Source organism: Bradyrhizobium tropiciagri, assembly GCF_018130545.1.
Taxonomy (GTDB): Bacteria; Pseudomonadota; Alphaproteobacteria; order Rhizobiales; family Xanthobacteraceae; genus Bradyrhizobium; species Bradyrhizobium tropiciagri_A.
Genome location: NZ_JAFCKF010000002.1, coordinates 26,575 through 39,892 on the forward strand (window position 1 = coordinate 26,575; position 13,318 = coordinate 39,892).

Here is a 13,318-nt window from a genome sequence, read left to right on the forward strand (position 1 = left end):
CGGGGGAGGGTCATCAATGTCGATCACGTTCAGTCCGTCGAGCGTCGGCTCGGTCGGAGTCCAGAATCCGGAGCTTGCGACCTCGTTCCGGCGCGCGCAGTGGCGAATGCTGTTCGCGGCGATGTTCTGCTATTTGTTCTTTTACACCGGACGGCAGACCTTCGGCTTCGCCATTCCCGGCATCCAGGCCGAGTTCGGCGTCACCAAGGAGGCGCTGGGCTGGGCCAGTGCGGCGCTCTTGTGGTGCTACGCGGTTGGCCAAGCCATCAACGGTAATCTCGGCGACAAGTTCGGCGGCCGCCGCGTGATGAGCGCGGGCGCGATCCTCTCCTTCATCATGAACTGGGCGACCAGCCTCTCGACCGGGATCGTCAGCCTCACGGCGTTCTGGGGCATCAACGGCTATTTCCAGTCGATGGGATGGGCGCCGGGCAGCCGGCTGCTGTCGAACTGGTGGGGCCGCCACGAGCGCGGCACGGTCTACGGGCTCTATACATTCGCGGCCGGTCTCGCTTCGGTGCTGTCATTCGTCACCTCGCTGGTTGTGGTCGGCTATTTTCAGCTCGACTGGCGCTGGATCTTCCGCATCCCCGTCGTGCTGCTGCTGCTCGGCGGCGTCGCGTTCTATCTGATCGCGCGCGAGAAGCCCGAGGACATGGGCTTTGCCTCCCCGCATGATGAGGCCGACGACGTCGCCGCAACCGAGGCTGCGGTCGATGCCAATGAGGGCTCGCTGGCGCGCTACAAGGCGGTGCTGTCGAACTGGCGCCTGCTAGTCGCCGGCGTCTCGATCGGCTTCCAGAACGCCGCGCGCTATGGCCTGCTGGTGTGGGTGCCGGTGCACTTCCTCGGCAGCAACTGGGCCAAGGCGGGCGCGACCTCGGTGATCGATCCGCGCTGGATCAGCATCGCGCTGCCGGTCGGCATGGCGGTCGGCGCATTCAGCAATGGCTGGGTCTCCGACAAGGTGTTCGGCTCGCGCCGCTACCTCGCCATCGTGCTCTACATGGCGCTCGCCGCGGTCACCGCGCTGTGCATGTACGCGATCCCGACCTCTGAGATCTATCTTGGGATGACGGTGCTGTTCCTGTGCGGTTTCTTCACCTATGGCCCGCAATCCTCGTTCTGGGCGCTGTGCCCGGACCTGGTCGGGCACAAGCGGGCAGGGACCGCGACCGGCGTCATGAACTCCTTCGCCTATCTGTTTGCAGGTCTCGGCGAGCCGATCATCGGCCATTTCATGGACAAGCATAACCAGACCTCGCTGGTGTTCCTGGTGGTCGCAGTCTGCGCAACGTCGAGCGCGGTGGTGGCGGCCTTCATTCGCCGCTGACAGGCGATCCGCAACTGCGGTCTCACGACAGGTCCGCGCTTCCACAGGAAGCGCGGACCAAATCTTTTTTGGAATGGGCCACATGCCGCAACACGAGCCAGCGTCATCCTGAGGTGCGAGCGCTGCGGTGCGCTTGCACCGCGGGGCGAAGCCTCGAAGGATGGGCCACGAGCGCCCTCGGTCGTCCTTCGAGGCGCGCCGAACGGGCGCGCACCTCAGGATGACGTCGGTGCTCGCGGAGGCAAAGCGTGCTGCTCGACGCCCAGTTCCTCATCATGGGATGACCAAAGTCAATGCATTAATCTGTGAATAATTCGTGATATCAATAAGATACAATATATTGCATGCAGAATGCAAAATGTGCTTGTGGCGCCTGCCAGGTTGAAGCAGACTTCTCGTCGGGCAGGAGGGGGCCGGTGACCTTCGATCACGAAGGTCGCGCCTGGGGCAAAAAACAATCTGCCGGCAGAGGAGCGAGCAATGAGCGATCAGGTGTCCACCATCGCAATGGCAGATGCGGCGAAGCCATCCGGCGTGCGCTGGAAGATCTTCCTGCTGATGCTGTTCCTGATCTCGATCAACTATATCGATCGGGCCTCGCTGTCGGTCGCAATGCCTGTCATTGCCAAGGAGTTCGACATCGACCCGGCCATGCAAGGCCTGATCCTGAGCTCGTTCTTCTGGACCTACGCGCTGATGCAGGTGCCGGGCGGCATGCTCGCCGACCGCTTCAAGCCGCGCATCGTGATCGCCCTCGCGACATTGTTCTGGGGCTTCTTCCAGGCGCTGGCGGCGCTGTCCACGAGCTGGATGCTGCTGTTGTTGACCCGGCTCGGGCTCGGCGCGTCGGAAGCACCGATCTATCCGGCCGGCGGCAAACTCAACGCGATCTGGATGACGCAGACCGAACGCGGCCGCGGCGCGACGCTGCTGGACGGCGGTGCGCCGCTCGGTGCAGCACTCGGCTCGATCGTGATCGCGTGGCTGATGGCCGCGTTCAGCTCCTGGCGGGTCGCCTTCGTCCTCGCGGGCATCGGCACTATGCTGTGCGGGCTGTGGGCCTGGTACTACATCCGCAACGTTCCGCGCGAGCATCCGTCGGTCAATGAAGCCGAGGCTCGGTATCTCGAAGATGCACATGCGATCGAGGACGCGGCGACGCCGCCGTCCTCCGGCGCCAGCTGGATGGCCTATTTCCGCTTTCGCTCAGTGTGGTGCATGTGCCTGGGCTGGATGTTCTTCAACACCACCTTCTACGGGCTGCTGACCTGGATGCCGACCTATTTGTTCAAGGTGCACGGCTTCGATATCAAGGCGCTCGGCGGTGCTTCCTTCATCATCTTCTTCGCCGGCTTTGTCGGCGAGCTGGTCGGCGGCTGGATCGGCGATACCTGGCGCGAACGGGGCGGGGCGCCCAACACCGTGTTCCGTACCCTGTTCGGCATCGCGGCGATCATGGCGACCGTGTCGATCTTCCTGGTCGCCTATGTCACCAACGCGGTCGCGGTGGTGGTGCTGCTGTCGACGACGCTGTTCTTCTTGCGCTGGTGCGGCATGTACTGGGCGATCCCGTCGGCACTGGCGGGCCGCGGCAAGTCCGGCTTCCTCGGCGGATGCATGAATCTCGGCGGCAACATCGCCGGCGTCACCACGCCATTGATCGTCGGCTTCATCGTGCAGGCCACCGGCTCCTACTTCCTCGCCTTGATGTATTTCGCCGCCGCGGGCGTTGCACTGTTGATCTGCTCGACCCTGATCGATTACAGCCGCAAGCTTCCGGTCTAGAATCGAAACCCGGCCGGGCCCGCCAAGGGCTCGGCCAGTTGATGAGGCCTCATGAATGACACGTCCCGTCCGGCTCGGCATGCTGACGCCGTCGTCGAACACCGCACTCGAGCCGATCACCTGCGCGATGCTGGCAGGCGTCGACGGCGTCTCGGCGCATTTCTCGCGCTTCAAGGTGACGGAGATCGCGCTGTCGGAGGCGGCACTGCGCCAGTTCGACGCCGGCGAGATCCTTCGCGCAGCTGAGTTGCTTGCACATGCCAAGGTCGACGTCATCGCCTGGAACGGCACCTCGGCAAGCTGGCTCGGCTTCGATCGCGACGAGAGCCTGTGCGAGCAAATCACCGCTGCAACGGGTATCAAGGCCTGCACTACGGTGCTGGCCTATCGTGATCTGCTGCGGCGGATCGGCGCCAGGCGCATCGGGCTGGTGACGCCGTATCGCGAGGACGTGCAGGACAAGATCATCGCCAACTGGAATTCGGAGGGGCTCAATTGCTTTGCCGAGCGCCATTTGTCGCTGCAGGATAATTTTTCCTTCGCCGAGGTCAGCGAAGCCAAGGTGGCCGCGCTGATCGAGGAGGTGGTGCGCGAGGGCTGCGATGCCGCCGTCGTGCTCTGCACCAACATGCGCGGCGCGGGTGCCGCCGAAAGGCTGGAACGCGGGTTCGGCGTGCCGGTACTGGATTCGATCGCGGTGACGCTGTGGGCGTGCCTCAAAGCTGCCGGCTGTGATCCGTCGCGCGTGCACGGCTGGGGCAGCCTGTTCACGAATCCCGATCTGCGCGCGGCAAGCTCCGAACACAACGATGACGATAAAGGCGTGCGGTGACTGAAGCCAAGACCAGGACAAAAGCCAAGCCGACCAGGCGCAACAAGGAACCGAAGCGCGCGATGACGGCGCAGCAACGGCGCCGCCTGCGCGTGCCGCGGGTCGGACTGCACGAGCAGGCGGCGGCGCGGCTGCGCACCATGATCGTGCGCGGCGAGCTGGCGCCGGGACAATCGCTGGGCGAGGCGGACCTGTCCGACGCGCTCGGCATCTCGCGGACCCCGCTGCGCGAGGCGCTGAAGCAGTTGGCGAACGAAGGCCTGGTCGAGCTCAGGCTCAACCACAGCGCCGTGGTAGCGCCGTTCCGCCGCGCCGAGCTGACCGAGCTGTTCGAGGCGGTCAGCGGCATCGAGCGCTGCGCCGCCGAACTCGCCGCGCAGCGCATGGAGGATGCCGATTTCGAGCGGCTCGAGGCGCTGCAGGACAAGATCGAATGGCATCATGGCCGCGGCGAGCTGCGCGACTATTTCCAGGTGAACCAGCAAATCCATTCGGCGATTGTCAGCTTCGCCCGCAACGCGGTGCTGAAAGCGACGCACGAGGCGCTGCTGGCGCGGGCCGAGCGGGCGCGCTTCTTCGCACTCTCGGTGCTCGGGCGCTGGGATGAATCGGTGCGCGAGCATCAGGAGATCCTGGCCGCGCTCCGGGCGCGCGATGCGGCACGGGCGGGGCAGGTGCTGGCCCACCACGTGCGCCGCACGGGCGAGATCGTCGCGGAGACGCTGGATGGCACGACACCGGATGACAAGACACTGAACGACAAGGCGGATGACGCGGCGGCGCCGGAGGCACCTGCCAAGCCGCGTGGCCGCAAGACGAGGAACGGTGCGTCATGAAGATCCTGTTGCTCAATCCCAACACGACGGCTGATGTGACGGACCTGCTCTATGCCGCGGGCAGCATGGCGGCATCGTTCGGCACCGAGCTCGTGCCGGTCACCGCAGTGCGGGGCGTGCCCTATATCGCGACCCGCGCCGAGGCGCAGATCGGCGGTGCGATCGCGCTGGAGATGCTGGCCGAGGCCGGCCCCGGCATCGATGCCGCCATCATCGCCGCGTTCGGCGATCCCGGCCTGTTTGGCGCACGCGAGTTGTTTGCCTATCCCGTCGTCGGCCTCGCCGAAGCCGCGATGCTCACGGCCTGCATGCTCGGACGGCGGTTCTCGATCGTGACCTTCGCCGGCGCGCTGGCGCCCTGGTACGAAGAATGCGTTGCCATGCATGGGCTGAGCGCGCGCTGCGCCGGTATCCGCACGCTCGACGGTAGCTTCCAGTCGATTTCGGAGGTGCAGGCCGAGAAGGAGGAGCTTCTGGTTGCGCTCGCCAACCAGGCGGTCGTGCAGGACAATGCCGACGTCGTCATTCTGTCCGGCGCGCCGCTCGCCGGGCTTGCCGCAAAGGTCCGCGACCGCATTCCGGTGCCGGTGGTCGATCCGGTCGCGGCTGCCGTGCGTCAGGCGGAGACGCTTGCCGTGCTCAGGCCGCGCAAGGCGGTCGCTGGCACCTTCCGGCGGCCCGATCCGAAACCGACGATCGGTTTGGCCGAGCCGCTTGCGGCAGTCATCGAACATCGCTCACCGAAAGAGGGGACCCGCTGATGTCCTTCGACACCATCATCCGCGGCGGCACCGTGGTCACCGCTGCCGACACCTTTGCCTGCGACGTCGGAATCCGCGACGGCAGGATCACGGCGCTCGGCCATGATCTCGGCAGTGCGGCCACGATCATCGACGCGACCGGCCGGTTGGTGCTGCCCGGCGGCATCGACAGCCACGTCCATTTCGCCCAGCCGTCGGGCGACGGCATCGTGATGGCCGACGGCTTTGCCAGCGGCACCCGTTCGGCGGCGTTCGGTGGCAACACCACCGTGCTGCCGTTCTGCCTGCAGGAGAAGGGCCAGACGCTGCGCGAGGCGCTGAAGCATTACCATGCGCTGGCAGAAGGCGAATGCCATGTCGACGTCGCCTTCCATCTGATCGTCACCGATCCGACCGAGCATGTGCTGGGCCAGGAGCTGCCGGCGCTGGTCGAGGACGGCTACACCTCGCTGAAAGTCTTCATGACCTATGAGGGTCTGGCGCTGTCGGATCGCGAGCTGCTCGAGACCATGTCGGTCGCGCGTGAGACCGGCGCGATGCTGATGGTGCATGCGGAGAACTTCGACGCGATCCGCTTCCTCACCGACCGGCTCGAGCGGGCGGGCAACACCGCGACGCGCTTCCACGCCACCTCGCGGCCGATCCCGGTCGAGCGCGAGGCCACCCATCGCGCGATCTCGCTGTCGGAGCTGGTCGACGTGCCGATCATGATCGTGCATGTCTCGAACCGCGAGGCGATGGAGGAGATCCGCCGCGCGCAGCAGCGGGGCTTGCGGGTGATGGGCGAGACCTGCCCGCAGTATCTGATGCTGACCGAGAAGGACCTCGATCAGCTCAACATGGAAGGCGCCAAATATGTCTGCTCGCCGCCGCCGCGCGATGTCGCCAGCCAGCAGGCGTGCTGGGAAGGCCTGCAGCAGAAGGTGTTCTCGGTGTTCTCGTCGGATCATTGCCCGTTCCGCTACGACGACCCGCAGGGCAAGCTCGCACCCAAGGGACGCACCAGTTTCCGCTGGGTGCCGAACGGGATCCCCGGCGTGGCGACGCGGCTGCCGATCCTGTTCTCGGAGGGCGTCGCGAAGGGCCGTATCGACCTCAACAGCTTCGTCGCCTTCAGCGCCACCAATCACGCCAAGATCTACGGCCTGTATCCGCGCAAGGGCACCATCGCAGTCGGCTCGGATGCCGACATCGCGGTGTGGGACCCGACGCGCAAGGTGACGATCCGCCACGAGCTGATCCATGACGGCTCGGACTATACGCCTTATGAAGGCCTCGAGGTCACCGGCTGGCCGGTGCTGACCATGGTGCGCGGCAAGGTGGTCGTCGACGACGGCGCCCTGGTCGGCAGCAAGCAGCACGGCACGTACCTTGCGCGCACCAAGCCGCCGGCAGGAGCGACCATTCCGTAACACGCGAACCAGAAGGCAGGAGACCACCATGCCCTATGCGACAACTGATGACGGCGTACGGCTCTATTTCGAGGAGACCGGATCCGGCCATCCGGTGATTCTGGTCCACGAGTTCGCCGGCGACCTGCGCAGCTACGAACCGCAGATGCGGCATTTCGGCAAGCGCTTCCGCACTATCGCCTACAATGCCCGCGGCTTTCCGCCGTCTGACGTGCCGGAGCAGGTCGCGTCCTATTCGCAGGCGCGCGCCGCCGACGACATCCTGGCCGTGCTCGATCACATCGGCGCGCCGAAGGCACATATCGTCGGCCTCTCGATGGGCGGTTTCGCGACCCTGCATTTCGGATTGCGTCACCCGGCGCGGGCGCTCTCGCTGTGCATCGGCGGCTGCGGCTATGGCGCCGAGCTCGACAAGCGCGAGACGTTCCGTGCCGAGGCCGACGTGATCGCGGGCATGATCCGCAAGGAGGGCATGCCGGCCTTCGCCGAGCGCTATGCCTATGGGCCGACGCGGGTGCAGTATGAGAACAAGGATCCGCGCGGCCATGCCGAGTTCAAGCATATGCTGGCCGAGCACTCGGCGGTGGGATCGGCCAACACCCAGCAGGGCGTGCAGAAGGAACGGCCCTCGCTCTACACGCTGGTCGACGAGATGAAGTGCATCACCGTGCCGACGCTGATCATGACCGGTGACGAGGATTGGCCGTGCCTGTTGCCGGGCATCCTGATGAAGCAGAGCATCCCGTCGGCCGCGCTCGCCGTGATGCCGAACTGCGGCCACGCCATCAACATCGAGGAGCCCGACGAGTACAACCGCATCGTCGGCGAATTCCTGTCGCAGGTCGAAAGCGGCCGCTGGCCGCAGCGCGATCCGCGCGCGGTGAGTGCCTCGATCACCGGGATGAAGGACTAGGCTCGGCGCGCCATTGCCCCGTGCTCAAATGCTCGTGCGCGATCAGCCAACCAGAGTGCTCCTTGCGAAACACTCTGGTTCCACGCCCACGTCCGACAACGTCTTCGCCGCGGACCTTGCCTGTCCATGCGAAGCTGTAGATGGCGGCGGCCGAGGTGTCGGATTGCGCGATCCAGATCGAGTCCAGGGTGGAGTAATCGTAGTCTTCAACCAACCTCCAGTTGGCTTGCATCGTGGCGGAAAAGACCTCCTTGCCTGATATCGCCGTCCCATTGCTGTAGAACAGCACGACGTCATCGGTGAGAAATTTCAGCGCGGAATCGATGTCCCTCGCGATCAACGATGCGGTAAAGTCGGCCATACAAGCCTGTGGCGTGTCTGCGGGCATGTCTGCTCTCTGTTCTCAGCGGCGAATTGCGACGGGACTCCATCGCTAGGCCCGGCCCTCCGCGGCCCAGATCACGGCGTCGGCACCGGCGGGTATCCGCATCGGGCTCGACGGATCGGTCACCGCGCGCCACACCGCTTCGGCGACGTCCTTTGCAAAGGTGACCGGCCCCGCGTCGCCAAAGCTTGCGAAGACGCTCTTGACGAGGTCGGTATAGGCTTCGTGGTCGAGACCTTGCACACGGGTGCGTGCGGTATCGCCGAACCGGGTCTCCGGCGAACGACCCGGTAGCACCAGGCATGCGCGCACGCCGAACTGCGCGAGCTCCAGCGCCATCGACTCGGTGAACGCGTTCACCGCCGCCTTTGTCGCGGTGTAGGACGCGATCAGCGGGATCGATTTCAGCGTCACGGTCGAGGTGACGTTGACGACAACGCCGGACCGGCGCTGCCTGAACTGCGGCAGCACCGCCTGCGTCAAGGCCATCGTGCCGAACGTGTTGGTCTCGAACAGCTCGCGGATCGTCGCCATCGGCGTGGCCTCGAAAGGCGAGGCCGCGCCGAAGCCTGCATTGTTGACGAGGGCGTCGATCGGTCCCGCGGCCTCGACGGCCCGGCGGATGCTCTCGGGGTCGCTGACGTCGAGCGCAAGCACGCGCAGATGCGCCGATCGCGGCAGCACATCTTCGCGCGGCGTGCGCATGGTGGCTACGACGTTCCAGTCGCGGTCGAGAAAGTATTTCGCGGTTTCGAGTCCGAAGCCGGACGAGCATCCGGTGATCAGGATGGTGTTCATGGTGTTCTTTGGGGCTCTTGGAAGTGATTTGACGATACAGATGATAGGTGTCAGTGGCCGGACCCTCTATATTTGACAGTCCAAGAGTCATTTGCAGGAGTCCGGATATGATCGACCCGCTTGCAGAGGTCGTCACGCTGCTGCAGCCGAGCGCGGGGTTCTCGAAGGCGGTAGTCGGCGCCGGGGCGTGGCAGGTCCGCCGCTCCGATGTCGGGCGCCCTTTTTATTGTGTGGTGCTCGAGGGCGGGTGCCGGCTTGAGGTCGACGACGACCAAACGATCGAGCTGGGCGCCGGCGACTTCATCCTGATGCCCGCGGCTCACGACGTTGCGATGTCCAGCCTCGCGCCGCCTCCCGGGGCGAGTGCTGTCACGCCTCCCGTCGCGCTCGCCACCGGAGAGTTCAGAATTGGGGACCAGCACGGCCCGACCGATCTGCGGATGCTGGTCGGCCATTGCAGCTTCGGCTCGCCGGACGCAGGTCTCTTGGTGTCGCTGCTTCCCGAACTGGTGCATGTGCGCGGCGAACCGCGGCTCGCTACGCTAATGCAGTTCGTGCGGGACGAATTCCGCGAACGGCGTCCCGCGCGCGAAGTCGTTCTGACACGTCTGCTCGAGATTCTCCTGATCGAAGCGCTGCGCTCGACGGCCGGCACCGCCGCGTCGCCGGGCCTGGTGCGCGGGCTCGCCGACGAGCGCCTCGCCGTTGCGATCCGGCGGATGCATGAGAGCCCGACGCGGGCGTGGACCGTCGCGCAACTGGCGAAGGAGGCCGCGCTGTCGCGCTCGGCCTTCTTCGAGCGGTTCAGCCGTGCCGTCGGTGTTGCACCGATGGAGTATTTGCTGGCCTGGCGCATGGCGATGGCCAAGAACATGCTGCGTCAAAGCGAAAGCGGCATCGCCGAAATCGCGGAGCGCGTCGGCTACGGTTCGGCGAGCGCGTTTAGCGTTGCGTTCACGCGCCACGTCGGACTGTCGCCGACACAATATGCGCGCGAGCAAATCGGCTCATGACGGCGTCTCGCGTCATCGAGACCAAGATCGATTCAATCATTACTCGCAGTCGCTGCAACCGACGCGCGAATCGAAACGCGCGATGATGAATCGCTGTGACGAAGTGTTGCTCGCACAAAACTTACACAGGGCTGTCATCGGCGATGGCTAACTTGCCGCAGGTCGACGTCACAAATCTGTAAAATCAAGGGGCGCTACGGTGAAAGCCAAATTTCTTTCGACGGTCGGAGTCTGTCTGATCGCCGCTACTGCGGTTATGTACGGCGCTGCGGCGCAGGACGACAATCACGGCGATGATCATCATCCGCACCACATCCATACAGCGACGCCGATCAAGCATCTCGTCGTGATCTTCAACGAGAACCGCTCGTTCGATCATTATTTTGCGACGTACCCGAACGCGGCCAATCCGACCGGATCGATTCCGTTCACCGCGAAGCCGCATACGCCGCGGGTGAACAACCTCGCCAATGCCAATCTGCTGACCAACAACCCGAACCTCAATCCGGCCAACGGCACCGGCGCGACCAATCCGTTCCGTCTCGACCGTACCCAGGCCAACACGCGCTCGCAGAATCACTCCTACACCCCCGAGCAGCAGGCGGTCGACAACGGCAAGGAAGACTTGTTTCCGGAATTCACCGGTCGCGGCACCGCCGGCGGCGTCGGCGCGTTCGGCACCAATGGGCAGGTGATGGGCTATTTCGACGGTAACACCGTCACCGCGTTCTGGAATTACGCGCAGAATTTCGCGATGAGCGACAACAACTGGACCGACACCTTTGGTCCGTCGACGCCCGGTGCGATCGAGGTGATCTCCGGCCAGACCAACGGCGTGCAGAACATCATCGGTACATCGTCGTCGATTGCCGACGGGCAGGGCGGCCTGACGCTGATCGGCGACACCGATCCTGGTTACGACCAGTGCTCGAGCACGACCAGCACGATGCTGATGACCGGCAAGAATATCGGCGACCTGCTCAATGCCGAGCAGATCAGCTGGGGCAGCTTCATGGGCGGCTTCGACCTGACGCTCAAGAACACCAACGGCACCACCAATTGCGGCCGCAGCACGTTCTCGAGCAACGTCAACGGCACCATCGTCGACTACATCCCGCACCACGCCTGGTTCCAGTACTACAAGTCGACCGCCAACCCGACCCATGCGCGGCCGAGCTCGGTCAATGCGATCGGCCACACCTATGTGCCCGGCAGCAAGACGCTCGATCCGGCCAATCACGGCTACGATCTCGAGGACTTCTATGCGTCGGTGAAGGCCGGCAATTTCCCGGCCGTCTCCTACATCAAGATGCCGGCCTATCAGGACGGTCATGCCGGCAACTCCGATCCGCTCGATGAGCAGGCCGGCAATGTCGAGCTGATCAACTTCCTGCAGAAGCAGAAGGAGTGGGGTGAGACCGCTGTCATCATCACCTATGACGACTCAGACGGCTGGTACGACCACCAGTACCTTGCACCGATCAGCGCCTCGTATGATCCGACCGCTGATCAAGTCAACGGTCCCGGCCAGTGCGGCCGCGGCATCGGCAAGCAGACGCAGCCGAAGGGCCTCAACGGCCAGCCGGTGAATGGCCGCTGCGGTCCGGGCACGCGTACCCCGTTCATCGTGATCTCGCCGTTTGCCAAGCGGAACTACGTCAGCCACACGCTGATCTCGCAGGCCTCCGTGGTGCGCTTCATCGAGGACAACTGGCTGCACGGCCAGCGTCTCGGCGGCGGCTCGTTCGACGCCAGCGTCGGATCGATCGCGGACATGTTCGACTTCGATCATGGTCACGATCACGACGGTGACGATCGGCAGAACAAGCTGTTCCTCGATCCGACGGCCGGCACCGTCATCGTCAGCCCGCCCGACGAGCATCACCATCACTAACGCGCTCGGATCACTGGACGTCATATGAACGGCCGCATGTTGTGGCTTCTCGGCGCCGGCCTGCTCTGCATGGCCGGCGTCGTTGCGGCTGTCGAGACGCAAGGGCTTCCGGGGACAAATCCGAACCCGGTGCAGCTCAGGCGTCCGCCGGTCGCTCCGCTGTCCGGCATGGCGCAGCTCGGTCAGAAGATCTTCTTCGACGCCTCGCTGTCGTCGTCGGGCGCATTGTCATGCGCATCCTGTCACAGTCCGGACCATGCCTATGGTCCGCCCAATGATGGCCCGGTCATGCTCGGCGGGCCCGCGCAATCCCGGCAGGGCACGCGCGCCGTGCCAAGCCTGACCTACCTCGAGCGCCAGCCGAATTTCAGCATCGGGCCGGAGAAGGACGAGGACGACAACGTCGTCGACTTCGCGCAACTGGCCGCGGCGGGCCAGCAGGCCGCGCGCGCCAAGAAAATCGCGACCGGGACGGCCGCGTCAGCGGTCAACATCGTGCCGCAGGGCGGTCTGTTCTGGGACGGCCGCGCCGACACGTTGCAGGATCAGGCGATCCTCCCGCTGCTCGATCCCAACGAAATGGACGGCGGCAGCATCGAGGTGGTGGCGCAGAAGCTGCGCCAGGCGAGCTACGCCCCGCGCTTTGCTGAACTGTTCGGCGCCGGCGTTTTCGACAATACGCGGCTCTTGGTCGCGGAGGCGATGTTCGCGGTCGCGCGCTATCAAGTCGAGGAGCCGAGCTTTCATCCCTACTCCAGCAAGTTCGACTACTGGCTGGAGGGCAAGGCGCGGCTCAGCGAGAACGAGCTGCGCGGTCTGCAACTCTTCAACGATCCGGAGAAAGCCAATTGCGGCGGCTGCCACACCTCGCAGCCGACCCGCGACGGCCTGCCGCCGCTGTTCACCGATCATCAGTATGAAGCGCTCGGCGCCCCGCGCAACGCTGCGCTCGCCGGCAACCGCGATCCCGATCATTTCGATCTCGGGGTCTGCGGCCCGTATCGCACCGACATTGCCGAGCAGACGCAATATTGCGGGATGTTTCTGACGCCGACCCTGCGCAACACCGCAACGCGCCGGGCATTCTTCCACAACGGCGTTTTCACCAGCCTCGAGCAGGTGCTCGACTTCTATAATTTCCGCGATACCAATCCGGAGAAGGTGTTTCCGCGCACAGCCGACGGACGGTTAAGGAAATACGACGACCTGCCGGAGAAATATCACGGCAATGTCGACGTCAGCGATCCGCCGTTCGAGCGCCACCTCGGCGAGTCGCCGGCGATGACCTCGCAGGACGAGGCCGACATCATCGCCTTCCTGAAGACATTGACCGACGGCTACCAGCCGGAGCGGTGA

The 13,318-nt window shown here is 64.7% G+C and carries 12 protein-coding genes; 10 read left to right on the forward strand and 2 right to left on the reverse strand.

Features of this window, described 5'->3' with window-relative positions:
• Positions 1–16: 16 nt before the first annotated feature.
• From JQ616_RS06645 to JQ616_RS06675, 7 genes are all read left to right on the forward strand, one after another.
• Positions 17–1,333, forward strand: coding sequence for an MFS transporter (locus JQ616_RS06645; protein WP_212013224.1), 1,317 nt, complete (start codon positions 17–19; stop codon positions 1,331–1,333).
• Between the two features lie 480 nt (positions 1,334–1,813).
• The gene (locus tag JQ616_RS06650) at positions 1,814–3,118 is read left to right on the forward strand and encodes an MFS transporter (RefSeq protein WP_212013226.1); all 1,305 of its coding nucleotides are present in this window, start codon (positions 1,814–1,816) and stop codon (positions 3,116–3,118) included.
• A 55-nt stretch (positions 3,119–3,173) separates the two neighbouring features.
• Positions 3,174–3,950, forward strand: a complete 777-nt coding sequence (locus JQ616_RS06655) for a maleate cis-trans isomerase family protein (RefSeq protein WP_212013227.1) — start codon at positions 3,174–3,176, stop codon at positions 3,948–3,950.
• A gap of 62 nt (positions 3,951–4,012) precedes the next feature.
• Positions 4,013–4,786, forward strand: coding sequence for a GntR family transcriptional regulator (locus JQ616_RS06660; RefSeq protein ID WP_249136555.1), 774 nt, complete (start codon positions 4,013–4,015; stop codon positions 4,784–4,786).
• Positions 4,783–5,547 (forward strand): aspartate/glutamate racemase family protein, encoded by a 765-nt coding sequence (locus JQ616_RS06665; protein ID WP_212013229.1) that lies wholly within the window; start codon positions 4,783–4,785, stop codon positions 5,545–5,547. Before JQ616_RS06660 ends, JQ616_RS06665 begins: the two co-directional genes overlap by 4 nt.
• Positions 5,547–6,959 carry a dihydropyrimidinase gene (gene hydA / locus JQ616_RS06670; protein ID WP_212013230.1) on the forward strand — a complete coding sequence of 471 codons (1,413 nt, stop codon included), beginning with the start codon at positions 5,547–5,549 and terminating at the stop codon, positions 6,957–6,959. The genes JQ616_RS06665 and hydA overlap by 1 nt, the downstream gene beginning before the upstream one ends.
• 28 nt (positions 6,960–6,987) lie before the next feature.
• Positions 6,988–7,872, forward strand: coding sequence for an alpha/beta fold hydrolase (locus JQ616_RS06675; RefSeq protein WP_212013231.1), 885 nt, complete (start codon positions 6,988–6,990; stop codon positions 7,870–7,872).
• On the opposite strand, the gene JQ616_RS06680 is transcribed toward JQ616_RS06675, so the two are convergent.
• Positions 7,853–8,260, reverse strand: a complete 408-nt coding sequence (locus tag JQ616_RS06680) for a YybH family protein (protein WP_212013232.1) — start codon at positions 8,258–8,260, stop codon at positions 7,853–7,855. The genes JQ616_RS06675 and JQ616_RS06680 overlap by 20 nt on opposite strands.
• A 45-nt stretch (positions 8,261–8,305) precedes the next feature.
• Positions 8,306–9,055, reverse strand: coding sequence for an SDR family oxidoreductase (locus JQ616_RS06685; RefSeq protein WP_212013233.1), 750 nt, complete (start codon positions 9,053–9,055; stop codon positions 8,306–8,308).
• A gap of 107 nt (positions 9,056–9,162) precedes the next feature.
• Here JQ616_RS06685 and JQ616_RS06690 point away from each other — a divergent pair, with 107 nt between their 5' ends.
• The 3 genes from JQ616_RS06690 (at position 9,163) to JQ616_RS06700 (ending at position 13,318) form a co-directional block, all read left to right on the forward strand.
• Positions 9,163–10,068: an AraC family transcriptional regulator gene (locus JQ616_RS06690; RefSeq protein WP_212013234.1), complete on the forward strand. Its 906-nt coding sequence runs from the start codon at positions 9,163–9,165 to the stop codon at positions 10,066–10,068.
• Between the two features lie 256 nt (positions 10,069–10,324).
• Positions 10,325–11,962, forward strand: a complete 1,638-nt coding sequence (locus JQ616_RS06695; RefSeq protein WP_249136631.1) for a phospholipase C — start codon at positions 10,325–10,327, stop codon at positions 11,960–11,962.
• A 36-nt stretch (positions 11,963–11,998) separates the two neighbouring features.
• Positions 11,999–13,318 (forward strand): cytochrome-c peroxidase, encoded by a 1,320-nt coding sequence (locus JQ616_RS06700; protein ID WP_249136556.1) that lies wholly within the window; start codon positions 11,999–12,001, stop codon positions 13,316–13,318.

What these genes read in the sequence shown, in the direction of transcription:
- JQ616_RS06645 (WP_212013224.1), top strand. Translation starts at nt 17, where the DNA reads ATGTCGATCACGTTCAGTCCGTCGAGCGTCGGCTCGGTCGGAGTCCAG.
- JQ616_RS06650 (WP_212013226.1), top strand. Translation starts at nt 1,814, where the DNA reads ATGAGCGATCAGGTGTCCACCATCGCAATGGCAGATGCGGCGAAGCCA.
- JQ616_RS06655 (WP_212013227.1), top strand. Translation starts at nt 3,174, where the DNA reads ATGACACGTCCCGTCCGGCTCGGCATGCTGACGCCGTCGTCGAACACC.
- JQ616_RS06660 (WP_249136555.1), top strand. Translation starts at nt 4,013, where the DNA reads ATGACGGCGCAGCAACGGCGCCGCCTGCGCGTGCCGCGGGTCGGACTG.
- JQ616_RS06665 (WP_212013229.1), top strand. Translation starts at nt 4,783, where the DNA reads ATGAAGATCCTGTTGCTCAATCCCAACACGACGGCTGATGTGACGGAC.
- hydA (WP_212013230.1), top strand. Translation starts at nt 5,547, where the DNA reads ATGTCCTTCGACACCATCATCCGCGGCGGCACCGTGGTCACCGCTGCC.
- JQ616_RS06675 (WP_212013231.1), top strand. Translation starts at nt 6,988, where the DNA reads ATGCCCTATGCGACAACTGATGACGGCGTACGGCTCTATTTCGAGGAG.
- JQ616_RS06680 (WP_212013232.1), bottom strand. Translation starts at nt 8,260, where the DNA reads ATGCCCGCAGACACGCCACAGGCTTGTATGGCCGACTTTACCGCATCG.
- JQ616_RS06685 (WP_212013233.1), bottom strand. Translation starts at nt 9,055, where the DNA reads ATGAACACCATCCTGATCACCGGATGCTCGTCCGGCTTCGGACTCGAA.
- JQ616_RS06690 (WP_212013234.1), top strand. Translation starts at nt 9,163, where the DNA reads ATGATCGACCCGCTTGCAGAGGTCGTCACGCTGCTGCAGCCGAGCGCG.
- JQ616_RS06695 (WP_249136631.1), top strand. Translation starts at nt 10,325, where the DNA reads ATGTACGGCGCTGCGGCGCAGGACGACAATCACGGCGATGATCATCAT.
- JQ616_RS06700 (WP_249136556.1), top strand. Translation starts at nt 11,999, where the DNA reads ATGTTGTGGCTTCTCGGCGCCGGCCTGCTCTGCATGGCCGGCGTCGTT.